At 73.6% G+C, this 24,175-nt stretch carries 28 protein-coding genes; 16 read left to right on the forward strand and 12 right to left on the reverse strand.

Translation table 11 applies throughout. The annotated features are described in order from the left end of the window. The first annotated feature begins 2 nt into the window (after positions 1-2). Positions 3-998: an adenosyl-hopene transferase HpnH gene (hpnH, locus tag GA0070621_RS08485; RefSeq protein ID WP_231921031.1), complete on the forward strand. Its 996-nt coding sequence runs from the start codon at positions 3-5 to the stop codon at positions 996-998. A 44-nt stretch (positions 999-1,042) separates the two neighbouring features. Here hpnH and GA0070621_RS08490 read toward each other — a convergent pair whose 3' ends face one another. Together GA0070621_RS08490 and GA0070621_RS08495 are read right to left on the reverse strand one after the other, a co-directional pair. Next, positions 1,043-1,792, reverse strand: coding sequence for an SDR family NAD(P)-dependent oxidoreductase (locus GA0070621_RS08490; protein WP_091192931.1), 750 nt, complete (start codon positions 1,790-1,792; stop codon positions 1,043-1,045). Next, on the reverse strand, positions 1,783-4,428 hold the full coding sequence (locus GA0070621_RS08495; protein WP_167666715.1) for a wax ester/triacylglycerol synthase domain-containing protein: 2,646 nt from the start codon (positions 4,426-4,428) through the stop codon (positions 1,783-1,785). Before GA0070621_RS08495 ends, GA0070621_RS08490 begins: the two co-directional genes overlap by 10 nt. A gap of 146 nt (positions 4,429-4,574) precedes the next feature. Between GA0070621_RS08495 and GA0070621_RS08500 the strand changes: the two genes are divergently transcribed. Both GA0070621_RS08500 and GA0070621_RS08505 read left to right on the forward strand, forming a co-directional pair. After that, positions 4,575-5,285 (forward strand): phosphatase PAP2 family protein, encoded by a 711-nt coding sequence (locus GA0070621_RS08500; protein WP_157739897.1) that lies wholly within the window; start codon positions 4,575-4,577, stop codon positions 5,283-5,285. A gap of 59 nt (positions 5,286-5,344) precedes the next feature. Next, positions 5,345-6,226, forward strand: a complete 882-nt coding sequence (locus GA0070621_RS08505) for a DMT family transporter (protein ID WP_157739898.1) — start codon at positions 5,345-5,347, stop codon at positions 6,224-6,226. A gap of 35 nt (positions 6,227-6,261) precedes the next feature. Here GA0070621_RS08505 and GA0070621_RS08510 read toward each other — a convergent pair whose 3' ends face one another. After that, positions 6,262-6,945: a MerR family transcriptional regulator gene (locus tag GA0070621_RS08510; protein ID WP_167666716.1), complete on the reverse strand. Its 684-nt coding sequence runs from the start codon at positions 6,943-6,945 to the stop codon at positions 6,262-6,264. A gap of 101 nt (positions 6,946-7,046) precedes the next feature. On the opposite strand from GA0070621_RS08510, the gene GA0070621_RS08515 reads away from it, so the two are divergent. The 3 genes from GA0070621_RS08515 (at position 7,047) to GA0070621_RS08525 (ending at position 9,061) form a co-directional block, all read left to right on the forward strand. Then, on the forward strand, positions 7,047-7,595 hold the full coding sequence (locus GA0070621_RS08515) for a DUF6194 family protein (protein ID WP_167666717.1): 549 nt from the start codon (positions 7,047-7,049) through the stop codon (positions 7,593-7,595). Positions 7,596-7,677: 82 nt separating this feature from the next. Further along, the gene (locus GA0070621_RS08520; protein ID WP_091192948.1) at positions 7,678-8,127 is read left to right on the forward strand and encodes a VOC family protein; all 450 of its coding nucleotides are present in this window, start codon (positions 7,678-7,680) and stop codon (positions 8,125-8,127) included. A 25-nt stretch (positions 8,128-8,152) separates the two neighbouring features. Beyond that, positions 8,153-9,061 carry an NADP-dependent oxidoreductase gene (locus GA0070621_RS08525; protein WP_091192950.1) on the forward strand — a complete coding sequence of 303 codons (909 nt, stop codon included), beginning with the start codon at positions 8,153-8,155 and terminating at the stop codon, positions 9,059-9,061. A gap of 62 nt (positions 9,062-9,123) precedes the next feature. Here the strand turns inward: GA0070621_RS08525 and GA0070621_RS08530 are convergent, their stop codons facing one another. Further along, positions 9,124-10,380: a YncE family protein gene (locus GA0070621_RS08530; protein ID WP_167666718.1), complete on the reverse strand. Its 1,257-nt coding sequence runs from the start codon at positions 10,378-10,380 to the stop codon at positions 9,124-9,126. Positions 10,381-10,446: 66 nt separating this feature from the next. On the opposite strand from GA0070621_RS08530, the gene GA0070621_RS08535 reads away from it, so the two are divergent. Next, positions 10,447-11,028, forward strand: coding sequence for an RNA polymerase sigma factor (locus tag GA0070621_RS08535; protein WP_157739899.1), 582 nt, complete (start codon positions 10,447-10,449; stop codon positions 11,026-11,028). Then, positions 11,021-11,755: a hypothetical protein gene (locus GA0070621_RS08540; RefSeq protein ID WP_091192953.1), complete on the forward strand. Its 735-nt coding sequence runs from the start codon at positions 11,021-11,023 to the stop codon at positions 11,753-11,755. Before GA0070621_RS08535 ends, GA0070621_RS08540 begins: the two co-directional genes overlap by 8 nt. Here the strand turns inward: GA0070621_RS08540 and GA0070621_RS08545 are convergent. The 5 genes from GA0070621_RS08545 to GA0070621_RS08565 all read right to left on the reverse strand — a co-directional run bounded on the left by GA0070621_RS08545 (position 11,752) and on the right by GA0070621_RS08565 (position 14,147). After that, on the reverse strand, positions 11,752-12,123 hold the full coding sequence (locus GA0070621_RS08545; RefSeq protein ID WP_091192955.1) for a hypothetical protein: 372 nt from the start codon (positions 12,121-12,123) through the stop codon (positions 11,752-11,754). The genes GA0070621_RS08540 and GA0070621_RS08545 overlap by 4 nt on opposite strands. 256 nt (positions 12,124-12,379) lie before the next feature. Then, complete coding sequence (locus tag GA0070621_RS08550; protein ID WP_091192958.1) at positions 12,380-12,664, reverse strand: BON domain-containing protein; 285 nt, start codon at positions 12,662-12,664, stop codon at positions 12,380-12,382. Next, the gene (locus tag GA0070621_RS08555) at positions 12,664-13,362 is read right to left on the reverse strand and encodes an STAS domain-containing protein (protein WP_091192961.1); all 699 of its coding nucleotides are present in this window, start codon (positions 13,360-13,362) and stop codon (positions 12,664-12,666) included. The genes GA0070621_RS08550 and GA0070621_RS08555 overlap by 1 nt, the downstream gene beginning before the upstream one ends. Positions 13,363-13,427: 65 nt before the next feature. Beyond that, positions 13,428-13,706, reverse strand: a complete 279-nt coding sequence (locus GA0070621_RS08560; RefSeq protein ID WP_091192966.1) for a hypothetical protein — start codon at positions 13,704-13,706, stop codon at positions 13,428-13,430. A 30-nt stretch (positions 13,707-13,736) separates the two neighbouring features. Beyond that, entirely contained in the window at positions 13,737-14,147 is a 411-nt protein-coding gene (locus GA0070621_RS08565) for an STAS domain-containing protein (RefSeq protein WP_091192969.1), read from the reverse strand. A gap of 152 nt (positions 14,148-14,299) precedes the next feature. On the opposite strand from GA0070621_RS08565, the gene GA0070621_RS08570 reads away from it, so the two are divergent. Genes GA0070621_RS08570 through GA0070621_RS08580 form a run of 3 tightly spaced genes read left to right on the forward strand, consistent with a single transcriptional unit; the run spans position 14,300 to position 16,883 of the window. Next, complete coding sequence (locus tag GA0070621_RS08570) at positions 14,300-14,974, forward strand: response regulator transcription factor (RefSeq protein WP_091192971.1); 675 nt, start codon at positions 14,300-14,302, stop codon at positions 14,972-14,974. After that, a complete protein-coding gene (locus GA0070621_RS08575) occupies positions 14,971-16,323 on the forward strand; it encodes a sensor histidine kinase (protein WP_091192974.1) in 1,353 nt (450 codons plus the stop codon). The genes GA0070621_RS08570 and GA0070621_RS08575 overlap by 4 nt, the downstream gene beginning before the upstream one ends. Beyond that, positions 16,320-16,883, forward strand: coding sequence for a GerMN domain-containing protein (locus GA0070621_RS08580; RefSeq protein ID WP_091202198.1), 564 nt, complete (start codon positions 16,320-16,322; stop codon positions 16,881-16,883). The genes GA0070621_RS08575 and GA0070621_RS08580 overlap by 4 nt, the downstream gene beginning before the upstream one ends. Positions 16,884-16,947: 64 nt before the next feature. On the opposite strand, the gene GA0070621_RS29460 is transcribed toward GA0070621_RS08580, so the two are convergent. Beyond that, positions 16,948-17,106, reverse strand: coding sequence for a hypothetical protein (locus tag GA0070621_RS29460; RefSeq protein WP_157739900.1), 159 nt, complete (start codon positions 17,104-17,106; stop codon positions 16,948-16,950). 414 nt (positions 17,107-17,520) lie between these two features. On the opposite strand from GA0070621_RS29460, the gene GA0070621_RS08585 reads away from it, so the two are divergent. Beyond that, a complete protein-coding gene (locus tag GA0070621_RS08585; protein ID WP_091202200.1) occupies positions 17,521-17,964 on the forward strand; it encodes a PPC domain-containing DNA-binding protein in 444 nt (147 codons plus the stop codon). Between the two features lie 45 nt (positions 17,965-18,009). Here the strand turns inward: GA0070621_RS08585 and GA0070621_RS08590 are convergent, their stop codons facing one another. Further along, positions 18,010-18,399, reverse strand: coding sequence for a DUF2267 domain-containing protein (locus GA0070621_RS08590; protein ID WP_091192976.1), 390 nt, complete (start codon positions 18,397-18,399; stop codon positions 18,010-18,012). Between the two features lie 586 nt (positions 18,400-18,985). Here GA0070621_RS08590 and GA0070621_RS08595 point away from each other — a divergent pair. The 4 genes from GA0070621_RS08595 to GA0070621_RS08610 are packed head-to-tail and all read left to right on the forward strand — an operon-like array spanning position 18,986 to position 23,542. After that, positions 18,986-21,268 carry an FAD-dependent oxidoreductase gene (locus GA0070621_RS08595; RefSeq protein WP_091192979.1) on the forward strand — a complete coding sequence of 761 codons (2,283 nt, stop codon included), beginning with the start codon at positions 18,986-18,988 and terminating at the stop codon, positions 21,266-21,268. Next, on the forward strand, positions 21,265-21,585 hold the full coding sequence (locus GA0070621_RS08600) for a putative quinol monooxygenase (protein WP_091192982.1): 321 nt from the start codon (positions 21,265-21,267) through the stop codon (positions 21,583-21,585). Before GA0070621_RS08595 ends, GA0070621_RS08600 begins: the two co-directional genes overlap by 4 nt. Next, entirely contained in the window at positions 21,582-22,898 is a 1,317-nt protein-coding gene (locus GA0070621_RS08605) for a cytochrome P450 family protein (RefSeq protein WP_091192984.1), read from the forward strand. The genes GA0070621_RS08600 and GA0070621_RS08605 overlap by 4 nt, the downstream gene beginning before the upstream one ends. Beyond that, a complete protein-coding gene (locus GA0070621_RS08610; RefSeq protein ID WP_091192988.1) occupies positions 22,880-23,542 on the forward strand; it encodes a TcmI family type II polyketide cyclase in 663 nt (220 codons plus the stop codon). The genes GA0070621_RS08605 and GA0070621_RS08610 overlap by 19 nt, the downstream gene beginning before the upstream one ends. A 94-nt stretch (positions 23,543-23,636) precedes the next feature. Here the strand turns inward: GA0070621_RS08610 and GA0070621_RS08615 are convergent, their stop codons facing one another. Continuing rightward, positions 23,637-24,044: a nuclear transport factor 2 family protein gene (locus tag GA0070621_RS08615; protein ID WP_091192991.1), complete on the reverse strand. Its 408-nt coding sequence runs from the start codon at positions 24,042-24,044 to the stop codon at positions 23,637-23,639. Between the last annotated feature and the right edge of the window lie 131 nt (positions 24,045-24,175).

Raw genomic sequence — 24,175 nt, forward strand, 5'->3', positions numbered from 1 at the left:
GCATGCCGTTGCGCCAGAGCCTGCGGATCGCCAGCTACCTGATGGAACAGAAGATGCGCGGCCGTAAACAGTTCCCGCTGCTGCTGGAACTGGAGCCGCTGTTCGCCTGCAACCTCAAGTGCGCGGGCTGCGGCAAGATCCAGCAGCCGGCGAACCTGTTGAAGCGCCGGATGCCGGTGGAGCAGGCCCTCGCCGCCGTGGCGGAGTGCGGTGCTCCGATGATCTCCATCGCCGGCGGCGAGCCGCTCATGCATCCGGAGATCCACACCCTCGTCGCCGAGTTGGTGCGGCGCAAGAAGTACGTCTTCCTGTGCACCAACGCCGTCCTGCTGCCGAAGCACATCGACAAGTTCCGGCCGTCGCCGTACTTCGCGTTCACCGTGCACATCGACGGGCTGCGGGAGCGGCACGACGCGGCGGTGTGCAAGGACGGCGTGTTCGACGCCGCGGTGGCCGCCGTGCGGGAGGCCAAGGGGCGCGGCTTCCGGGTCACCACCAACACCACCTTCTTCAACACCGACACCCCGCAGACCGTCATCGAGGTGCTCGACTACCTCAACGACGACCTGGGCGTGGACGAGATGATGCTCTCCCCGGCGTACGCCTACGAGCGGGCGCCGGACCAGGAGCACTTCCTGGGCGTCACGGAGACCCGCGAACTGTTCCGCAAGGCGTTCGCCGGGGGCCGGCGCCGCCGCTGGCGGCTCAACCACTCGCCGCTGTTCCTGGACTTCCTGGAGGGGCGGGTGGACTTCCCCTGCACGGCCTGGGCGATCCCGTCGTACTCGCTGCTGGGCTGGCAGCGGCCCTGCTACCTGATGGCCGACGGCTACGCCGCCAGCTACCGGGAGCTGCTGGACTCGACCGACTGGGACAGCTACGGCCGGGGCCGTGACGCCCGCTGCGCGAACTGCATGGCGCACTGCGGGTACGAGCCGACCGCCGTGCTGGCCACCATGTCCTCGCTGCGCCAGTCGCTGCGCGCCATGCGCAACTGACGTTCCGCGCCCGACTGCCCGTTCCCGGGCGACTGGCGAACCGGTCAGCCGAAGCGCGCCGCCAGGCGCCGGTAGACCGCCGGTTGCAGCCCGCGTACCGCCACCGGCAGGCGTAGCCAGCCCGGCACGTAGACCTCGGCCCGGTCCCGGACGATCGCGTCGGCCAGCGCGTCGGCCACCCGTTCCGGCGGCAGCGGCCGGGGCCGGCGACGGCGGTACGCCTGCCCCCGGCGGGCGAAGAACGGCGTGTCGACCACCCCGGGTACGACCACGCTCACGGTGATCCGGTGGCGGGCCAGTTCCGGCCGGAGGCTCTGCGCGAAGATGTCCAGACCGGCCTTGCTGGCCGCGTAGACGGCCTCCTCGGCCACCCCGAGCCGGCCGGCGATCGAGCCCACGAAGGCCAGGTGGCCGCCGTGGCGGCGCATCCCGGGCAGCACCGCCCGGGTCAGCTCGATGGGCGCGCGCAGGTTCACCGCGAGCAGCTCGTCGGCGACCGTGTCCGGCATCTCGGCGAACCGGCCGGCCCACCCGACACCGGCGTTGTTGACCAGCACGTCGACTCGCGGGTGCCGGTCGAGGACCCGGTCGGCCAGGTCCCGTCCGGCGCCGGGTCGGGCCAGATCGGCCGGCAGCGCGGCGGCGCCGGTCTCGGCGGCGAGCCGGGCGAGCCGTTCCGGGTCGCGCCCGGCGGCCAGCACCCGGCTGCCCGCCCGGGTGAGCCGCCGCACCACCGCCGCTCCGATGCCGGATGAGGCGCCGGTGACGAGGACCACCGCGCCGGTCAGGCGCACCGCGGGACCCCCGGCGGCGCCGGTCCCGTCCGGCGCTGCCCGGCCGGCTCGCCGTCCGGGGCCCGGTCCGCCGACCCGTCGCCGGGCCCGCTGCCGCCGCCCGCGTCGACGTCGATCTCGTGGAGCAGCTCGGCCAGGCCGGCGCGCAGGGCGGTGACGAACGCGTCGCCGGTGTCGGCCAGCGACTCGTCCATCAGCACGCCGATCTCGAAGGTCCTCCGGCACCGCAGCACCCCGATGCCGAGCGGTACGCCCTCCGCCAGGGCGACCACCGGGGTGGGGGCCAGCAGCGGGGCGCCGGCGAGCAGCCGGATGTCCCACGGCAGCGCCATGTAGGACACGATGACGTTCTGATGCCGGCTGGTGTAGACGCGCCGGGCGAATGCGGCGTGCAGCGGCGTGGGAAGGACGCCCATCGCCCGCATGACCAGGCCGGCCGCCTCGGCTTCCCCGCTGTCCAGCGCGGTGCGCAGCGAGTGCCGTACGGCGGCGACCCGGTCCCGCGCCGAGAGCCGCCGCCCCAACGGCAGGTCGAGGGTGACCGCCCCGGTCCAGTTGCCCTGGGTGGGAGCCCGCCGTCGTGGGTTCCGGGAAACCGCGAACATCGCCCGTAGCCGCGGCGGCGTGCCGGCCGGCTGGACGACGCCCAGCGCCGCGGCGGTGAGCGCGAGCATCAGGTCACTGGCGTGCGCCCGGCAGGCGCGGGCCGCGCGCAGCACCTCGGCGGCCGGCAGGGTCGCGGTGACCAGCCGGCGCTCCGGCGAACCGGCCGGACGGTTGAACCCGGTGGCCGGCGCCGGCCCCTGCGTGGCCAACCGGGCCAGGCCGCGCGCGGCGAGCCTGAGCTGGCGGACCGTCTCGCCCCGCTCGGGTGGGGCGATCGCCGCGGGCTCGGGCGTGCCCGGCACCGTCCGCGCCGCGCCGTCGGGGCGGTCGAGCAGCCGTCCGATGACGCCGATCACGGACATCCCGTCCGCGAGGCAGTGGTGCAGTTTCACCGCCACCCGGGTACGCCCGTCCGGCAGGCCGCTGATCAGCAGGATCCGCCAGAGCGGCCGGTCGGCGGCCAGCGGCTGGGACCAGAACCGGTCCAGGGCGGCTCCGCCGTCGTCGCCGGGGCCGACGGTGACCTCGTCGAGGTGGTCGGCGGGATCGACGTACCGGTCCACCACCCAGCCGGGCCGGCGCCAGCGGCCCCGGTCGACCAGGCGGCGGCGCAGGGTGGCGATGACGGGCAGCCGCCGGGCCAGCAGGGCGGTGAGATCCGCCGCGGTGAGCGCCCGGCCGTCGGTCCGGGGGCCGAGCGCCAGCACGGTGCCGATGTGCTGGGCCACCGTCTTCGACTGCACGTGCAGGAAGAACGCGTCCTGGGACCGTAGCGGCCAGCTGGCCGGCCGGCGTACCGCCGGCGGACGGGTGTCACCCGCCGGGGCCCGCGTGTCGGCCACCGCGGGCAGTCCGAGGTCCGGCAGGTGCGGGTGGGCCGCGGCCGTCGTCCGGTCGGTGGCCTGCCGGCCGACGAGCCGGCTGCGGACGCTGGCGACGAGGGCGTTCGGACTGCTGGCCGTCTCGGCCAGGCCGGCGGCGCTCATCAGTGCCGCGTTGGCCACGCCGTGCGCGGCGATGGGCCGGTACATCACGATCGGGGTGCCGGTGGCCCATGCCTCCAGGGCGGTGGCCCCGCCCGCGTTGGTCACCACCAGCCGGGCCGCCCGCAGCAGCGTCGGCATGTCGTCGACCCAACGCCGCACCAGCAGCCGGGTGGCCGGCAGGCGAAGCGCGCCCAACCGGGCGACGAGTCGCTCGTTGTGTCCGCACACGGCGACCACCTGCACCGCGTCGCCGATGCCGACCAGCGCCTGGATGGCCTCCTCGACGTGCCCGAAGCCGTACGAGCCGCAGGCCACCACCACCGCCGCCCGGGTCGGATCGAGGCCCGCGCGCCGGGCCGCCTCGGCCCGGTCACCGGGGTGGAACCGGTCGAGCACCGGCGGCGCACACACCCCCAGGCGTACGCCCGGTGCGGCGACCGCCGCCACCGGGAGCGCCGCCGGATGGACCACCAGGTCCAGGTCGAGGTCGGCGTAGACCCAGGACGGGTGCGGCGCGAAGTCGCAGACCCATGCCCCGACCGGTACGCCGAGACCGCGACGCCGGCGCAGCCAGGCGAGTCCGGCGCTGCCCAGTGGATAGGTCGAGACGATCAGGTCCGGGTCGAAACCCTCGATGACCGGGGCGAGTCGGCGGCCGGCCCAGGCCCCGGTGAACCACTTGGAGGCGGTGGCGAACCAGCGGTGCCGCCAGATCGACGCCCAGAAGAACTCGTACAGCCACGGCGTGGCGGCGACGTTGGTGCGGTAGGTCCGCCGGAAGGAGCGGCCGACCCCCCGGCCCATCACGTCGAGGGTGTCCACCCAACCCACCCTGCTGCCCGGCCACAGCACACTCACCCGCTCGGCCAGGGCCCGCCCGGTGGCGTCGTGCCCGCCGCCGATGTTGGCCGACACGACCAGCACCCGTCGGGCGATCGGCTCGGTGCCGCCGTCCGGTGTGCCCGAACCCGGGGCCTCGGCGCCGACCGTGGCGGTCGACTCTCCGACGGCCAGGGGCGGCGCGGGGCGCGTGGTCGCTGACATGTCGGATGCTCCCAGGCAAGGCGCGGGGAGGGGCGTCCGGAGCGGCCCCTCGGAGGCGTTCATCAGCTTAACTGCTGCTTTGCCCAGATATGGGATATCTTCGAAGATCAGACGCCCGTCGGGCGGCGGCGTGCCGGGGGAGTGCCATGACAGGGGGATCACCGCGGACGGGGCGGGCGCGACGTCGCCCGCTGGGCGTACCCGTGCTGCGGCCGGTCCCCGGCGGCTGGTGGTTCGACGGCCTGCTGGTCGCCGCCCTCGCCGCGCTCACCGCGGCGCTGGTCTGGTGGTCGCCGCTGCTCGACGTGGACATCGCCGTACGGGACTGGTGCGACGGGCACCGCCCGGCGCCGGTGCGCGTGCTGATGGAAGCCTTCGACTACCTGGGGCAGGGCGGGGCGCTGATCGTCGTCACCCTGCTGGTGACCGCCTGGCTGGCCTGGCGCCACCGGACGGTGCGCCCCGTCATCCCGACCGGGCTGGCCCCGATCATCAGTACACTGCTGATCGTCGGGCTGAAACGGTGGACCTCACGGGGCGCACCGCATCACGGCTCGGTGCACCTGTTCAGCCACGGCGTGGAGGAATTCTACCCGTCGGGGCACGTCAGCAACGCGATCGTCTACTTCACCGTGCTGGCGATGCTGCTCGCGCCGTACCTGCCCGTGGCGGCTCGCCGTCTGGTGCAGTGGCTGCCCGGCGTGCTGACCTTCATCGGCACGACCTACCTGGGCTACCACTGGCTCACCGACAGCATCGGTGGATACCTGCTCGGGTTGCTGATCGCGCGGCTGCTCCTGCGGGTGCCGTGGCGGACCGTTCCACTCCCGCGCTGGCTGGACCGGCCGTCACCCTGACCGGTTGGGGCCGCCGCGACCGCGTCCACCCAGGCACGAGAATGGAGGCCAGCGAGCGCATGGTGAGCGACGTGGGACAGTTGGCGGCCGGCGCCCCGCTGGCCGTCGGCGCCGCCGCGGCGTTCGGCGCGGCCTCGGTGCTCCAGTTCTGCGCCTCCCGCGCGGTGCCCGAGGAACGGGCCGGGCAGCCGAGGCTGCTCGTACGTCTGTTCCGGATTCGGAGCTGGCGCTGGTCCACGCTGCTCGCGGCGGCGGCCTTCGCCCTCCAGGTGGCGGCGTTGAGCCTGGTGCCGCTGCTGCTGGTGCAACCGCTGCTGGTGACCGGCCTGGTGTGGTACGTGCTGTTGTTCGGCGCGGTCCAGCACCACCGGCCGGACGCGCGGATTCTGCTCGAGTCGGGGTTGTGCCTGCTCGGGCTCGGCGCCTTCCTGGCGGTCGCGCAGCCCGCCCGCAGCCACGGCCACGGGTTCGAGTCGTTCGGGTCGGCCGCGCTGCTCGGCCTCGCGGTGGTGGTCACCGTGGGCGGGTGCCTGCTGAGCGCCCTCAGGCTGGGCCGCGAGTGGCGACCGTTGCCGCTGGCCGTCGCTGCCGGCATCTGCTACGGCGTCACCGCCGGGCTGATCAGCAGCCTCGGGCTGGAGTTCGAACCCAGCGCGCTGGCGGTGTTCGGCCAGTGGCAGACGTACGCGATCGCCGTGCTCGGACCGTTCGGCGTGCTGCTGAGCCAGAACGCCTACCAGGCCGGCCCGATGGGTGCCCCCGCCCTGGCCACGATCACCGTCATCGACCCGTTGGTGTCCATCGCGGTCGGGTTGCTCTGGCTGGACGAGGAGATCAGGACCGGCCCCTGGATCGTGCTGGGGGAGGTGCTCTCGTTGGCGGTGGTGGTCGTCGCGGTCTCCCTGCTCGCCCGGCGGGCGCCCCACGTCGCCGGTGCGTAGTGGCGTCGTCGGTCCCCGCCGGGTCCGGTGCACCGTCACGGTCCGGCCGCGTCCAGGTAGTCGGCGAGGCGGCCGGCCGCCACCAACATCGCCCGGCCCCGCGCGGCCAGTCGCCGCCGCCAGCCGTCCAGGGACGCGGCCAGCGGTCCCGGGCCGTCGGCGGCGCGTACCTGCCGCAGCACGGTCGCGATGTGCTCCAGCGGGTAGCCGCCGCGGCGCAGGAGATGCGCCAGCTCGGCGTCGCGGACGTCGTCCGGGAGGTACAGCCGGTGCCGCGTGGCGCCGTCGCGGGTCGGGGTCAGGATCCCGGCCCGTTCCCACTTGCGCAGCGTCGCGGGAGTCACCCCGAGCCGGTGGGCGAGGGCGCCGACGGTCATCGACCGGTCGGGCCGGGCGCGGGCCGACGCCTCGGTGAGCACTCCGACGGCCGCCTCGACGGCGTCGAGGGTCTCCCGGTCGCGCAGCAGCAGCGCGTGGCCGTGGTCGACGGCGCGCAGCGCGGCGTCCAGGTCGCCGCGGGTGGCGGCCCGCATGATCTCGGCGCTGACCGCGTAACCGTGGGCCGGCACCAGCGCGAGGTAGGCCCGCAGCGCCGCGAGGTGCAGGTCGGTGTACGCGCGGTAGCCGCTCGACGTGCGGCGGGCGGTGGGGATCAAGCCGTCGCGTTCGTAGTTGCGGACCGCCTGCGTCGAGATGCCGTGCTCGCGTGCCAGGTCCACGGGCCGGTAAACGTGGCCTGCGGTTTGAGGGTTCAGGTCGGCCTCCAGGCGTCGGTCGAGGGTGAAGTCTCACCCGCGGATTCAACGATACGGTGAAGGTCATGGCTTCTTTCGCATCCGCCGACCGGACGTTCGCTCTCGATCACGATGGTCCCGTCGCCGCAGCCGGGTCGGTGCCGGGCGCCGACGACGTCGCCGACCGCATCCTCGCCCTGCCCGAGGTCGCCGTGGTACGGGCCGACGAGGCGTCCGGCGCCCCGCCGGAGAGCTGGGGCGACCGGTTCTTCTTCGTCGGCGAGGGGCGCCGCCAACCGTTCGCCACGCTCGTCGGGCACGACACCACCGGCTTCGACGACGACTCGCGGCTCGACCGGCCGGGCGTCTTCCGGCTGAGCATCGAACTCGGCCGCGAGGAGTTCCAGCGCCGGTTCGGCTACCCGCCGGCACGGTTCGCCGACCACCGCTCCGCGCTCGACTTCACCGTCCTCGACGAGATCGGCCCCCATCCCGTCTACGGCACCCACGGCTGGGCCTGCGTGCTCAACCCCCTTCGGGCGCTGGCCGAGGTCGACCGACTGCTCGGGCACGCCCACCGCAGGGCGCTGGACCGGCACCGCCGCGCGCTGCGCCGGCGGCAGAGCCGGAACTGACCGCGCGTCGAGGTGGCGGCCGGCCGGCACGTGTGCGGCCGGCCGGCACGGGTAACCGGGGTGCCGACCAGGGGAGGCGCCGATGACACACGAAGCACCGGACTATTTCCGACCGGAGCACGGCATGGTGCTCACCCACCTGCTGATCGTGCGGGACGTGGACCGGTCCCGCGAGTTCTACCAGCAGGTGTTGGGTGCCACCGTGATCCGCGAACGCGAGCCGGCGATCCTCCGGTTCCACAACGGCTACCTCGTGATCAACAACGAGGGCGGCCCCACCGACGACAAGCCGACCGTACGGGCCCAGGCGCCGGCGGACCCGGACTCGCTCAGCAGCGCGCTCAACGTCCGGGTCAACGACGTGCGGGCCGTCTACGAGCAGTGGCGTTCCCGTGGCGGCCAGTTCCTGACCGAGCCCAAGGACCACGGGGTCGAGATCCGCTGCTACCTGCGGGACCCGGACGGCTATCTGATCGAACTCGGCCAGGCGACGGGCATCCTCGCGCAGATGGCAGGCACGTCCGCCGGCTGACCGAGGTCGACCCGGGAGGTGACGGATGAAGGCGGTGCAGTTCGCCGACTACGGCGGACCGGAGGTCCTCCGGCCCGTCCAGGTGCCCGAGCCGCACGCCGGCCCGGGGCAGATCCGCGTGGCGGTGCGCGCCGTCGGGGTCAACCCGATGGACTGGAAGCTGCGCAGCGGCGCGATGCGCCAGCTGATGCCGCTCGCGTTGCCGGCCATTCCGGGCAGTGACGTGGCCGGGGTGGTCGACGAGATCGGCGCGGGTGTCACCGGGGTCGACGTGGGAGACGAGGTCTTCGGCTTTGCCACCGCCGACGGCTACGCCGAGCACGCGCTGCTGGAGCACTTCGCCGTCAAGCCGCCGACCATGTCGTGGGAGGAGGCCGCGGGGCTGCCGGTCGCCGCGGAGACCGCCGTGCGCGGCCTCGACCTGCTCGGCGTACGCGAGGGCGACGTTCTGCTGATCAACGGCGCGTCCGGTGGGGTGGGCCTGAGCGCCGCGCAGCTCGCCCGGGCGCGGGGCGCCACGGTGCTCGGCACCGCCAGCCCGGCCAACCACGACTTCCTGCGCGGTCTCGGGGTGCTCCCGACCAGCTACGGCCCCGGACTGGTGGACCGGGTCCGGGAGATCTCGCCCGACGGGGTGGACGAGGCCCTGGACACCGCCGGCAAGGGCGCCCTGCCGGACCTGGTCGAGATCACCGGTACGCCCGACCGGGTGCTGACCATCTCCGACCCGGACGCCCGGCGGCACGGGGTACGGATGACCAGCGGCGCCGAGGGCCGGTCGTATCAGGCGTTGGACGAGGTGGCGCGGCTTTTCGAGGAGGGTACCTTCCAGCTGCCCGTGGCGCGGACCTTCGATCTCGACCAGGCCGCCGAGGCACAGGAGATCAGCCAGGGCGGTCACGTGCGCGGCAAGCTCGTCCTCCGGGTCGCCTGATCGCACCGCCCGGGATCCCGAAGGCGGACGGGGCCACCGGGAGCCTGGTTGCGGGGCGGGGGTCAGGCGTGCCCGGCGAGGCCGTGCACGGCCGTTAGGCCGGGCACCTCGGCGCGGCCGAATTCCTCGCCGGTCTCCGGATCGTGCCAGCTCACGGCATCCGTCTGGCCCACGTAGAGACGACCGCCGTCGGGGCTGAGCACGAGGCCGGTGACGGGTTCGCGGACGGACCAGCCGGTGACGAGGCCGAGGCCCTCGACGTCCACCACGCGTACCGTCGTGCCGACGCCGACGAAGAGGCGGTCGCGGCCGGCGACGGCGTGCCCGGCGCCGGTGCCCGGGGCCAGGGTGGCCGTCCGGCGTACCGTTAGCTCCTCCGTGGAGATCTCCGCGACGCTGCCCGAGGTGACGTCGACGACGTGGAGCCGGTCTCCGTTCGGGCCGATCGCCAGGGCGTGTCCGCTCGCGGACTCCTCCCCGAACGGGTGCGGCAGGTCCACGCAGTACGCCCAACGCTCGACGAGGTTCAGCGTGTGCACGAACGCGTGCACGTTGCCCGGCCGCCCACTGATCAGGTCGCGGGTGTGCCGGTGATCGGGCTGGTGGGTGTAGAGCGTGTAGAGGGTGGTGCGATTCGGCGCGAGCACGGCGTGGCGCCCGTCGCCGCGCATCTCCTCCTCGGCGCCCGGTGGGACCGGCGACTTGTCCCGGGTGGACAGCGGACCGGGCGCCCTCGTGGCGAGGTCGACGACCCGGACCCGGTAGCGGTCCGGGGCCCGCGCCGGCAGCCATTCGAGGACGAACAGTCCGACGAGGTCCTCGGTGAACGCCTCCGGCACGAAGTTCCCGCGCAGCTCGAACCGGTGCTGAATCCCGGTGACGTCGGCGATCAGCACCGGGGTCACGTCCCGCCCGTCCGGGCGTCCGCTCGTGGCGTTTTCGGCGGTCGTGGTGAGCGCCACCCTCGTACCGTCGGCCGAGACCGCCTGCGGCAGCCACTGTCCGGGCAGCGCCACCCTGGTGGAGGTGCGGCCGGTGGCGGTGTCGATCTGCCAGAACGCGGTGCCCGCGCCGTCGGGCGCGGTCGCGTAGATGACCCGCCCATCGGCGCTGGCGACGGCACGCGGGATTGTCAGCCGCTCCCCGCCGCGCAGTACGCCGAGACCGTCGTCGACCTCGACGAGCAGCGGGTCGGGGATCGTGGTGGCCGTGCCCGGCTGTCGGCTCCCGCGCGGGTCGCAGCCGATCAGCGCCGCCGCGCCGGCACCGGCGAGCGCGGTCAGCACGGTACGTCGCGAAATCGTCTTTCCTGCCATCATGCCCGGGTGACACCGCCGGAACGGTCGGGGTTCCGTCGTTGGAACCCGCGCGGCGTGGCCGGTGTCATGAGTTCGTCCCCATCGGAGGTTGTCCTGGACGACGCAGAGTTGGTCACCCGCGCCCGGGCCGGTGACCTGGAGGCGTACGAACTCCTGGTCGCCCGGCACACCGCGTCCGCGTACCGGACGGCGGTGCTGCTCGGCGCGGGCCCGGACGCGGAGGACGTCATCCAGGAGGCGTTCGTGAAGGGCCACCGCAGTCTCTCCCGCTACCGCGGCGAGTCGTCCTTCCGCTCCTGGCTGCTGGCGATCGTGGCCAACGAGACCCGTAACCTGCACCGTTCGCGCGGCCGGCGGGACGGGCTCGTCCTGCGCGCCGCGGCGGCCCATCCGGTGTCGGAGAGCACCGGGGACGTCGCCGTCGAGGCGGTCCTCGCCGGGGAGCGCCGCGCCGCGCTGGTGCAGGCCCTGCGCCGGCTTCCGGAGCGGGACCGGGAGGTGATCGTCTGCCGGTTCTTTCTCGATCTGAGCGAGGACGAGACCGTGACGATGCTCGGCTGGCCCCGGGGCACGGTGAAGTCGCGGACCGCCCGGGCGCTGGTGAAGCTCCGCGGCCTGCTCGACCGCGAGGAGGTGCGGCGTGGATGACCTTGAGCGGGAGCTGCGCGACCTCGCCGACTGGCTGCAGACCCCCGACCCGCCGGACGTGACCGCCCGGGTACGGGCGCGGCTCACCGCACCCGTACGCGGGCGTTGGCGAGCGGGCCGGCGACGCCGGTGGCGCTTCCTCGTGGCGGTGCTCGTCGCCGTGCTCGTGGCGGTCCTGCCGCCGGGGCGGGCCGCGATCGCCGACGCCGTGGCGGGGCTGCTGCGCTTCGCCGGCATCACCATCATCACGTCACCCGGACCGGCGCCGCCCACCGGCAATCCGTCGCCGCTGCCGGAGCAGCGGCCCGCCGCCCTGGTCGAGGCGCAGCGGAAGGTGAACTTCCCGATCCGGCTCCCGGCGAAGCTGGGCCCGCCCGAGCAGGTGCTGGTCGCCGACCCCGACCCCACGGGCACCTGTCGGGTGGCCACGCTGCTGTATCGCGGGGGAGCGCTGCGTATCGACGCCTTCGACGGTCGGCTCGACCCGGCCTTCCAGAAGCAGGTTGGCGGGCCGGGGGCGGAGTGGGTCGAGGTCGACGGAGACTTCGCCATCTGGATCGGCGGTCCACACGCGGTTGCCTATGTGGACCGGACCGGCACCGTCCGGGTGGAGACCGCCCGGCTGGCCGCCTCGACCCTGATCTGGCAGGAGGCGGGGGTGAGTTATCGACTGGAGGGCGACCTGACGATGCCGGAGGCGATCGAGATCGCCAGCTCACTCGACTAGGGTGCGTCTTTCTGACGGCGCCGTTGCCTCGAACGCCAGGTGGCCCTCGGGTCTGGCTGCCGCGCGGCAGCGACCAGCGCCAGCACGCCCGCGCCGAGGATCGGGCAGCCGATCGACAGGATGCCGAGCAGCCCGAGCAGCGCCATCACCCCGCCCGACACCGCCAGCACCAGCCGCCGTTGCGGGGCGGCGCGGGCCACGCCGTAGACCGAGCCGAGGGCCGCGACGGCCAGCCCGGCGAGGAACCATGCCGCGACCTGGCCGCCCTGCCGGGCGATCAGGTCGACGTAGAGACCGATCATGACGAGGGCGATCACGGCCGCGACCGCCGGCAGCGGATCCCAAGCGTCGCGCCGTCCGGAGGCCATGACCCATCGTCGCAGATCCATCGCCTCCGGCGTGCCCCGTACGACACGGCGCGACCGCCAGGACGCGGTGCCGGACGGAGCGGAGGACGTCGTCGGCGCGATCGTCAGGAAAGTCGTCGCGGCTCACCGGGAGGGACGCCGGCGCCCCGGCCCGGGTGGGCCGCCGGGCGGGCGCACCCCCCGGGGGCGGCGGGTGTCGGTCCGCCGCTGAGGTCGGCTGTCGTGCCCTCGGTTGCCGGCTCCGGACGACCCGAGCTCATCGTCGGCCACGACCCCGACCGTACAAGGTGAGCGCGTTGCAGACGTCGAAGACGCCGATAACGTCCCAGGCCAGGTCGCCGGCCGCCTGTCGGGTGGCCGGGTCGGCGACCATGCCGGTCAGGATGACCACCCGGTTCTGCACGCTCACCGAGATCTGCTGCCGGCGGGTGGTCCAGTCCGCGCTCAGTCGTTGCGCCACCAGCGCGGCGAGGCGCAGGTCCTCGTCGTGCACCCCGTCGTCGCCGAGGTAGGGGTTGTGCTCGGGGTATGGCCAGGGCATCACCTTGCGACCTCCGTGGTCGTCACCGGCGGCATGAGTGCCGCCGGACTCGGCTGGACGGGCGGATGTTCCCCACGCGGCCGACCCGGCCGGCCCGCGCCGGCCGTGGGCACCGGGCGGGTGGGGCCCACCGGCGGCCGGTTGGCTCGCCGGAAGGCGGCCGTACGGGTGGGGATGATGGGGAAGACGCTGTCCAGCCGCATGGTGTGCAGCACCGTCCGGACGAAGCGGGACGGCGCCACCAGGCAGAGCACCTTGCCGTCCTGCCGCGCTTCCTGATGGGCGCGCACCAGCAGGCCGAGGCCCACGGACTCGATGGTGCGCACCTCGGCGAGGTCGACCAGCACCTGCCGGCCGAGGGTGACGGACTCCGCCAGCGCCCGCCGTACCGCTTCGGCCGGGTCCGCGCTCCCGGCCGCCCGGTCGTCGGCGGCCCCGTCGAGGTCGCCGATTCCGAGCGCGTCGTCGAACTCCGGGGTCCGGGTCGTGCCGGCCCCGTCGTCGCCGTCCGCCGGTCGGACGCTGCACCGGGGGCAGAGGTGGGGGCCGGAGGCGAAGGGCGAACCCGTCCAGCCGTGCTCGAACACCAGTGTCCAGACGACCTCGGCGTCGGGCAGGACGCAGGCGGCGCCGGTGATCGTGTCGCCGCAGTCGTCGCAGATCAAGCTCATCAGGTGGTCCGCCGGTACGACCGTCATGCCTCTCCTCTCGTCCGTGCCCGGGCCGACGTACGGGCTCGGCGGTTGGCAGGTGGTGCGGCTGCTCAGGACCGGGTGGCGTCCCCGGCGCCCCGGCGTGCGGTGACGACGCCGAGCACCACCGCGGGGACCGCGAAGCCGACCTGGGCGAGCAGCCGGGGCAGCGCCTGGTTCGCGTCGACGCCGATCAGGCGGATGGTCACGGAGCCCAGCAGCGCGGCGGCCACGCCGAGGGCGACGGTCAGCCACACGGGGGCGGCCTTCGGGCCCGGCAGGACGAGCCGGCCCACGATGCCGACGCCGATGCCGATGGCGAGGGCGCTGAGGAGCGCACTGCCGGTCACTGATTCCTCCTTGGAATTCGCTCCGCGGATTCAGGGCCGGGTGACGACCCGGGCCCGCCCGAGCGCCGGTCCCACCGGACCGGCGCCGAACGCGTCACCGCCCCCGGACGGTGGACGCGGGGCGCTGTCGCCGATCGGCAGCGGCTGGTCGGGACGGGCGGTGTCCAGGATGCGGCGGATCCGAGGGTGGGGATCGCGCAGCGTGAGGACGCCGCCTCGCCGGGTCAGCCGACGCTGGACGTCGAGCAGCAGCCCGATGGCGGCCGCGTCGAGGTGCCGGCACTCGGACAGGTCGATCACGACCTCCGCGGGATGCAGGGACAGGATCCGGTCCAGGACCGCCCCGACCTCGGAGAGTCGGGGCAGGTCGAGCTCCGCGGTGATGTCCAGCTCGACTCGGGGCACCCGGCACTCCGGTGGGAGCGGGTGGTGCGCGGTCACTGATGGCTCCTCTGTGGCTCGATTCGTTGCTGTTTCACACCCTGGGTGCCGATCGTGGAGGTCGTCACGCAGGGGTATGACAGTTGTGTGACAAATCTGGGTCAGGAATCCCGGGGTTGGTGATACCAGGTCCGGCCAGGGATGATGCCGGGGTGACAGCCGTACTGGTGATCGAGGACGACGACCGGATCCGGCTCGCGCTGTTGCTCGCGCTGGAGGAGGAGGGTTACACGGCGTACGGGGCGGCGAGCGCCGAGGAGGGGCTGCGCCGGCAACGCCAGGACCCGGCGGACAACGTGCTCGTCGACCTCATGCTGCCCGGACTGGACGGGTTCGAGTGCATCCGGCAGCTCCGCCGCGACGACGACGTACCCATCGTGGTGGTCAGCGCCCGCGACGACACGCACGACATCGTGGCCGCGCTGGAGGCCGGCGCCGACGACTACCTGGTCAAGCCGGTGGCGATCAAGGAGCTGTCCGCCCGGCTGCGGGCCCTGCGCCGCCGGGGGCGGGCCGTCGCGGCGCCCGCCGCGGTGCAGGTCTTCGGCGATCTGGAGATCAGCGCGGACGCCGGTGAGGTCCGCCGTACCGGCCGGCCCGTCCCGGTCACCAGGACCGAGTTCCGCCTGCTCTGCGAGCTGGCCCAGCACGCCGGCAAGGTCCTGTCGCGCCAGCAGCTGCTCCAACGGGTGTGGGGATACGACACCGGCGACGAGCGCCTGGTCGACGTGCACGTGGGCCGGTTGCGGCAGAAGATCGAGGCGGATCCCGGCAACCCGCGGCACCTGGTCACCCTCCGCGGCCTCGGCTACAAGCTGCAGCGATGAACCGTCTCGGACTGCGCGCCCGGGTCACCGCCGGGTTCGCCATCGGCGCGCTGCTGCTCGCGGCGGCGATGGCCCTCTTCTCGTACGACCTGACCCGCCGTTCACTGCTGGACGAGCGGGAACGCGCCGCGGTGCGGGCGGCGTACTTCGACGCCGCGGTGGTTCGTTCGGGCCTGGACACGGACGCGCCGGACGTCGGGGAGGTGCTCCGCTCGCTGGACACCGGCAGTGCCCGGCGTCCGCTGGTGCAGCGCGACGGCGGGTGGTACGCGCGTAGCGCGGAGATCGGCGCCGGCGTGGTCCCGCCGGAGCTGCAGCGGATGGTCCGCTCGGGCGAGCCGGCCGTGCAGCGGATCCGGACGGACGGGCAGCCGGCCCTGCTGGTCGGCGTCCCGCTCTCGCCGACCACCAGCTACTACGAGCTCACCTCGCTGCGTGAGGTCGAGCAGACCGTCCAGTTGGTGGGGCTGACGCTGACCGCGGTCGCCATCATGGTGGCCGGCTCGGGCGCCGCCCTCGGCTGGTACGCCACCCGGCACAGCCTCCGGCCGCTGACCGCGGTGGCCGACGCCGCCGAACGGATCGTCGCGGGTGACCTCAGCACGCGCCTCGACCCCGCCACCGATCCCGACCTCACCCGCCTCTCCACCTCCTTCAACCGGATGGTGGAGCAACTGGTGCGGCACAACGAGCGGGACCGGCGGTTCGCCGCGGACGTCAGCCACGAACTGCGTTCTCCGTTGCAGACGCTGGCCGCGGCGGCGAGCGTGCTGGACCGCCGCCGCGAGCACCACGACGAACGCACGGCGACGGCCGCCGGGCTCGTCGCCGACGAGATCGCCCGCTTCCAGCGGCTGGTCGACGACCTGATCGAGCTGGCCCGCGCCGAGCAGCCCGCGCACCGCGAACGCGTCGACGTCGAGGCGCTCGCCCGGGACGCCTGCCGGGCGCAGGGGTTGCCGGAGCGGCTGGTGCGGTCCACGTCGGCCGGCGGCGATTGGTACGTCGACCGTCGCCGGGTCGCGCAGATCCTGCTCAACCTCGTGGAGAACGCCGTCCGTTACGCCGGCGGGCCGGTGGAGGTGCGGTTGACCTGCGACGACGACGGGACCGGCAGCATCGAGGTGGACGACGCCGGGCCGGGTGTGCCGGAGCCGGACCGCGAAGTGATCTTCGCCCGGTTCGTCCGGGGCCGGGCGGCCCACGACCGGGCCGGCACCGACGGGACCGGCCTCGGTCTCGCGCTCGTCGCCGAACACGCGGCGGTGCACGGGGGCCGGGCCATGGTGACGGACCGCCCCGAGGGTGGCGCCCGGTTCCGGGTGGAGCTGCCGGGGTGCCGGCCATGACCCGACGCGCGCTGATCGTGGCGCTCACCGCGCTCCTGCTGACCGGGTGCGGTGTGCCGGTGGACGACGCGCCCCGGCGGGTGTCGGGTCGGCCCGGTCCGCACAACAGCCCCGTCGCCGGCGACGCCGATTCGATGGCGGGACGGGCGAACGAGTCCCTCTGTTTCGTCCGGGACGACCGACTGGGCACCGTGGTGCGGCGGGTGGACTACCTGCCCGACGTCGACACGCACCTGCGGCACCTGCTGGCCGGGCCCGGAAACACGGAACGGGACGCCGGCTACACCAGCGCGCTGACCGGCACCGCCTCGGTGGCCGGCGCCCGGCTCAGCGGCGGCGTCGCCGAGGTCGAGGTCGGCGGGGCCGGCGACGAGACCGGCCGTAGCGACCAGATCCTCGCGTTCGGTCAGATCGTCTGCACGCTGACCAGCCGCGCCGACGTGCACGGCGTCACCTTCCGCCGCGACGGGCAGCCGCTGGACGTGCCGCGGGCCGACGGATCACTGTCCCGGCTGCCGCTCACCGCGATCGACTACGCGCCGCTGATCGGGCGGCGCTGAACCTTCCGCACCACTCCACGCCGCGACGCCGGCACCTTTCTGATGCCGGCGTCGAGGCGTACGGTCAGCCCTTGGCCTGTCGCTTGGCCATCTCCGGCGACGTACCCTTGCCGACCTGCTTGAGCGCCTGCTGCAACTGGCCCTCGGTCATCTTGGAGTTGCCCTCGATACCCGCGTTGTGGGCCTGCTTGCGCAGGTCGTGGAGTCGATCCTGGTCACCCATGTCAACCTCCCGCCTCAACGTCGGCGCGGCTACCGGACCCGCGCCGTGGCAACCGCTTGGCTTCCCGACCGCACCGGCGGCAAACCGCCCGCGGAGTCCCCGACGGTCCGGGGGCGAACGTCCGGCGTCCCCGGTACCCGGCCACCGGAGGTTCGGGCGCGAACCGGACATCAGCCGCAACGGGGGATACCACTCCTCCGCCAGTACCTGGCCCGCCGCAGGCCGCCGTATCCACCCACGCCACCGACCTTCGGTACATCCGATCCGTACCGGTCGGGCGGACCCGGTCGATCGAGCCTGCCCGCGCCGACCCCGCCGATAGCGTGACGGGTGACCGGGCCGCGGCGGCGGGTCGGGGCGTACCGGGTGTGGCGCGGAGGTTCGGCTGCTCCGGCGGGCGAGATGAGGGTGATCATGAGAGAAGTCGAACTGGGCGACGGCGACCGGCGCGTACTGGTGGTCGTGGTCGACAAGGGCGAGGACGCGGTGGCCGCCGTGAACGAGGTGGCGCAGCGGCACGACATCCGGGGTGCTCGGGTGACCGCCGTCGGCGGGTTCGCCTCGGCGGACCTCGGCTACTTCGAGCGCGAGAAGCGGGACTACCGGACCATTCCGGTCCGGGAACAGGTCGAGGTGCTGTCGCTGCTCGGTGACATCGCCGAGAACGAGGGGAAGCCGGCCCTGCACGTGCATGCCGTGCTGGGCCGCCGGGACGGCTCGACCGTCGGCGGCCACCTGCTCCACGGCGAGGTGTGGCCGACCCTGGAGGTCATCATCTCCGAGGTCGGGGCGAGCCTGGCCAAGCGGGTCGACCAGGAGACCGGGCTGGCGCTGCTGGCGGGAACGACCGCCCCCTGAGCGGCGGCAGCACCGGGTGTCAGGAGCAGTACGCCGGCCCGCGTCTCAGCCCGACACGCCGGGCCGCCCGAACAGCGACGCGTAGCCGGAGGGCAGTTGGGTCACCACGTCGTTGAGCTCCCCGCCGGAGACGGCGTCGGAGATGGTCGACAGGACGGCACTCGCATCCCATTCGGCGGTGCGTTCGGTCGCGCCGATCCCGTCACCGACCTTGCGGAGGAACTCCGTCACCCCGATGCGCGGCGCGCCGCCGAGCGCCGACTTCAGGAAGTCACCCATCTCGGCCGGCAACTGCGAGCCGAGCTGCCTCGCCTCGTCCGGCGTCAGCCGCTCCGCGAGGCAGGTCACCACCACGCTGATGACCTGCTGCGCCTCGGCGGCGCTGTCGTACTCGCCCCGTTCGCGAACCCGTGCCACGAACTCCTGATACTTCATGCCACCTCCCGACCAGCCGCCGGGCGCACCCGAGCCGGCGCCGTACCGGCAGCGCGACCACCTGCCGCGGAAGGCGACCCGAGTCGCCGCCCGCGAGGGTGATCCTGACACGGCGGCCCGGTCCCGCGCCCCCGCTTCGGCGGCATCCGCCTCCGCCCCGCGCCGGCCCGGCCAGGCGGTCCGGCCCCGGCGGTCGCGGGGTGTCGCCATTCGGCGCCGCCATCGTCGGCGCTGACCTACGGCCGCCGAGTGGCGGCGGGCGATGGCCGAGGGATTCGGCGCCGAGGACGTCACGGTGGTCACCCGCGCCCTGTCGCCGACGCGTCCGGCGTAACGGGACCTCCCCGGCCACTGCGCCCGGCCGCGGCCCGGCACGGAGCCGGAGCGCGCGTACCGCCCGCCTCCGGCGCGGGTGAATCAGTCGGTGCGTCCCCGTCGCGTCAACCGTCGTGGACTCGTCGGCGGCCGGCGGTGACGGCGGGGTGACGCGGCCTCCGGCAGGGTCGCAGCACGACGTCGTGGTGGTTCGGGCCGTACGCGCCTCGACCGGTCGACCGTCTCCCCGCAGGCCGTCGAAGGAGCTTTCATGATCAGGACGATGGTCCGGATGCGCGCGCGCCCGGGGCTCGAATCCGCCGTGGAGTCGGCGTGGCGCACAGTCGGCGGGCGGATCGGCGGCCTGGCCGGCAACCTCCGGCGGGACCTGCTGCGGGACGCCATCGATCCGCGCGCCTTCGTCGTCGTCACCGAATGGTCCGACGAGTCGGCACTGCGCGACTACCGGGCCGGTCCGGTCGCGGCGGTTCTCGCCGACGCCGTCCGGCCGCTGGTCGAGGCGTACGGGCCGGAGAGCCACCGGGTGATGTACGACGTCGACCACGGGGGATCGAGGATCTTCGTGGACGTCGAGCTGACCGTGCCGGCCGACCGGCTGGCCGAGTTCGAAGGCGGATACGTCGAGGTCAAGTCCCGGATGGCCGGGGTGCCCGGGTATCTGCGCGAGGAGCTGCTGCGCGAGCCCGGCTCGGACGTCTTCCACATCTTCGCGGAGTGGGCCGGCGAGGCGGAGTTCCACCGCTGGATCAGCGACCCGGCCCACGCCGAACAGGAGGCCGGACCGATCGCACCGTTCCTTCTCGACTTCCGGCGCCGCCTCTTCCACGTCGCGGCCGAACCCGGAAGCGGACCTGAACCGACTACGGGCAGGGAGGCTGCTGCTGTGCACAGGACAACGGACGTACTCGTGGTCGGCGCGGGACCCACCGGGCTCACCGCCGCCGTCGAGCTGGCCCGGCGCGGCATCGACTGCCGCGTGATCGACAGGCTGGCCACTCCGGCCGGGCAGGCCGACAAGGCTATCGGGGTGCACTGCCGCACGATGGAACTCTGGGAGGACCAGGGCATCGTGCGGGAGGCGATGGACGCCGGGATCTGGCTGACCGGGAACATGGTGTTCGTCAACGGTGTGCAGACGCACCGGATGAGCTGGGAGCTGCCGGGCCTGCCGTACGCGCACCTCGGCCTGCCCCAGTACGAGACCGAGCGCATCCTCACCCGACGCCTGGCCACCCTCGGCGTACGCCCGCAGCGTGGCGCCGAGCTGATCGCGTTCAGCCAGGACGACGACGGCGTGGTCGCCACGGTCGCCACCGCCGACGGTGGCACCGAGACCGTACGCGCGAAGTACCTGGTCGGCTGCGACGGCGCGCACAGCCGGGTCCGCGAGCTGCTCGGATTGACCTTCACCGGCGGGCTGGGTCGGTTCCCGCAGCTGTTCATGCTCGGGGACGTCGACGTGGACTGGGACATGCCGGACGGTCACCTGCTCCGGTTCCTGCACGAGACGGACGGCCGGATGGACGGCATGCTGGTGTGCGTCCCGCTGCGCGGCGAGGCCCGGTACCGGATCGCCACGCTGGCGCCGCCCCGGTTCTTCGCGCAGACCGGCGGGCAGGACGCCCCGCCAGGGTTCAGCGAGGAACTCGGCGCGCCGACTCTCGCCGACGTCCAGGCCGCGCTCGACCAACTGGCCCCGCCCGGCACGCGGGCGGCCAACCTGCGCTGGTCGTCGGTGTTCCGGATCAGCCACGGCATCGTCGACCGGTATCGGGACGGCCGGGTGTTCGTGGCCGGGGACGCGGCGCACCTGCACCCGCCCGCCGGCGGCCAGGGCATGAACACCGGCATCCAGGACGCCTGGAACCTGGCCTGGAAGCTGGCGCTGGCGGTACGCGGAATCGCGGCGCCGGGGCTGCTCGACAGCTACGAGACCGAGCGGCGTCCGGAGGGCGAGGAGATCGTCGGGCGCGCGGTCCGGATGGCGTTCACCGACGAGCTGGACCGCGAGGATCTGGAGCGCCAGTTCCTCCAGGAGATGTCCATGCTGCTCAGCTACGCGGACAGCCCGCTGGTGGGGGAGTGCGTGTCCGATCCGGACGCCCTGCGGGACGGCCCCCGGCCCGGCGACCGCGCCCCCGACGTCACCGGCCTGTACCGGCCGGGGGTCGGGCACCCGCTGCGGCTGCGCGACCTCACCCGCGGCACCCGGCACACCCTGCTGCTCTACGCGGACGGTTCGGCCGACGAGGGCACGCTGGCCGCGGTGGAGAAGCTGTACGCCGACCTGCACCGGCAGGCGGCCGAGGAGATCGACGGATATCTGCTGCTCAGCCCGAACGCCCGGGCGCCGCGGCTGCTGGCCCCGCCCGTGGTGCGCGACGCCGACGGCGAGTTCCGGGCCGCCTACGGGGTCAGCGGCGCGGCCCTGTACCTGATCCGGCCGGACGGGCACGTCGGGTTCCGCAGCCAGCCGATCGACGCCGACGCGCTGCGCAAGCACCTGCACCTGGTGTTCGGCGGTGCGCGATGACCCGGGTCCGCACCGTGCTCGCGATGCGTACCCGGCAGGGCTGCGAGGAGCGGTTCGAGAAGGAGTGGCTCGCGGCGGCCGAGGAGATCCGTACGCTGGACGGCTGCCTGCACCAGGACCTGGTGCGCGACGCCGACGATCCGCGCAGCTATCTGATCATCAGCGACTGGGCGGACCGCGAACGGCTGGACGCCTTCGGCCGCGGCGAGCACCGGGACCGGCTGCTGCGCGTGATCCGTGAGCTGCGCGAGTCCGCGCAGCGGAACACCTACCAGGTGCTGCACAGCGTGCGCGGCGAGGCCGGGGAGTCGCGATGACCGACAGCGTCGTACCCGGGTCCGACATCTACACCGACGAGTTCGCCGCCGACCCCTATCCCACCTTCGCCCGGATGCGGGCGGACCGACCGGTGTGCCCGGTCAGCTCGCCGCGCTTCGACTCGTACCTGATCACGCGCTTCGACGACGTCCGGGCGGCGCTGACCGACGCCCGGCTGTCCAAGGACCTCTACGGCCCCGGCCAGCACTACCTGCGGATCTTCGGGCCGAACTCGGAGGGCCTGAACAAGAACATGCTCAACTCGGATCCGCCCGAGCACACCAGGCTGCGCCGGATCGTGTCCCAGGCGTTCGCGCCGCGCCGGATCGAGGCGCTGCGGCCCCGGGTGGCGCGGATCGTGGACGACCTGCTCGACAGGGTCGTGGTGCGGGGACGGGCCGAGCTGATGCGGGACTTCGCGATCCCGCTGCCCATGACGGTGATCTGCGAGCTGCTCGGCATCCCGGCCGCCGAGCACGGGCAGGTGCTCGGCTGGACCCAGGTGATCAGGACGTCCGGGTCGTCCCGGCGCAGCCCGGAGGAGGAACGGGCGGCCGTGCAGGAGGCCCAACTGCGGCTGCACCACTACCTCGCCGACCTGGTGCGCGCCAAACGGGCCCGGCCCGCCGACGACATGATCAGCGCGCTCGTCGAGGCCTGCGACCGGGACGGGACGCTGGCCGAGCCGGAACTGGTCACCACCACCTTCCTGCTGCTGTTCGCGGGGCACCAGACCACCGCGGACTTCCTCGGCAACGCGGTGCTGGCCCTGCTGGCCCACCCCGACCAGCTCGAACTGCTGCGCGTGACGCCCCGGTTGCTGCCCTCGGCGATCGAGGAGCTGCTCCGGTTCGACGGCCCGTTGCCGGTGGCCAGCCCCCGGATCGCCACCGAGGACGTCGAGTACCAGGGGGTGTGCATCCCCAGCGGCTCGGTGGTCGGCGTGGTGATCAACTCGGCGAACCACGACCCGGAGCACTTCGCCGACCCGGACCGGCTGGACGTCCGCCGGGTACGCGGCCCGCACCTCGGCTTCGGGTACGGCGTCCACTACTGCCTGGGCGTGTCGCTGGCCCGGATGGAGGCGCAGATCGCGCTCGGCGCGCTGCTGCGCCGGCTGCCCGGGCTTCGGCTCGCGGTTCCGCTCGCCGAGGTACGCCGGCTGCCGGCCGCGTCGCCGTTCCGGGGGCTGTTGGAACTTCCGGTCACCTTCTCCGCCTCGGCGCTGCCGCACCAGGTGGCGTACGCACCGCCCGCGCTTTCCCGTGAACCGATCCCACCCAAGGAGCAGTCATGGTCTTCCGGAACGTGATCGTCTGCCACATGGTCCCCGGCAGCGAACGCACCGTCGGCGACGTCTTCGGTTACTACGACCGGACCACCCGGCCGCAGGACCTCGGCGTCATCGGGCGGATCCTGCTGTCGCACGAGGACCTCTATCTCCACGTCATCGAGCGCAGGCAGGACCCCAGGGTGTCGGGCCAGACCCGCGGGCTGCCCGCGTTCCAGAAGATCGCCGAGGCGATCGAGCCGTACGTGACGCCGTACCCGAGGTACTGGAAGAACCCGTCCGACTCGGTGGCCAAGGAGTTCTACCGGTGGGAGCCGGACGGCGAGCCGCCCCAGGCGACGACGCTGACCGTGATCATCGGACGGATCAAGCCGGGCGCCGAGCCCGACGTGGCGCGTATCTTCGCCGAGTCCGACGCCGGACCGCTGCCGGCCGAGATGGGCGTGACCGGGCGCTGGCTGTACTCGATCGACGACGTCTATGTGCACCTGCTGGAGCAGGACGCGTCGTTCGCCGAGGCCGCCCGGCACAACCACGACAAGCCGGCGTTCGCCAAGATCATGGAGGAGTTGGGCCCGTACATCGGCCCGTACCGGCCGGAGACCTGGCGGGGCCCGAAGGACGCGGTGGCCAAGGTGTTCTACCGCTGGCGCGCCGAGGACTGACCAGGAGCGAGCCGCGCCCGACCCGCCGTACGGCGGGTCGGGCGCGGCTGCTGGGACCTACGGTCGGTCGTGAGTGGACGTCCGGTGACCAGGGTCAGCGCACGGTCTCGCCGCGGCTGGCCCGGACGATGCCGTCGGTGTCGGAGATGCCCTCGCCCTTGATCACCTTGCCGTCGCGCAGCGTCCAGAAGTGCACGAAGCGCACGTTGAACTCGCCGCCGCTGCGGAAGTGGCCGTACCACATGCCGATGGCGGCGGCCCAGTCGTCGCCGGAGACGCGGACCTCCTCCACGTCGAAGCGGTTGTCGTCGAGCAGTTCCAGGGCCCCGGTGAAGTACGCCATCGCGCCGTCCAGGCCGGTGTAGTGGCCGGTGGACCAGGGCAGCGACTTCGGCGTGACGATCTCCGCATCGGGGTGGAACAGGCTGACCACCGCCGGCGCGTCCATCCGCTTCAGACCGTCGTAGAGCGCCTCCACGACCGCCTCGACCCGTTCCGTCATGCGATCCTCCCGGATGTGGCCGCCCCGCTCGGGCGGGCGATGCGCCACCGGTCCGGCCCGGACCGGCGCGGGCCCGTGAGCCGAACTCAGCCAAACGCACCGGGTCGGCGGGGACAACCCCTAGCGTCGCG

Origin of the sequence: Micromonospora narathiwatensis, assembly GCF_900089605.1 — a bacterium.
GTDB classification, from domain to species: Bacteria; Actinomycetota; Actinomycetes; order Mycobacteriales; family Micromonosporaceae; genus Micromonospora; species Micromonospora narathiwatensis.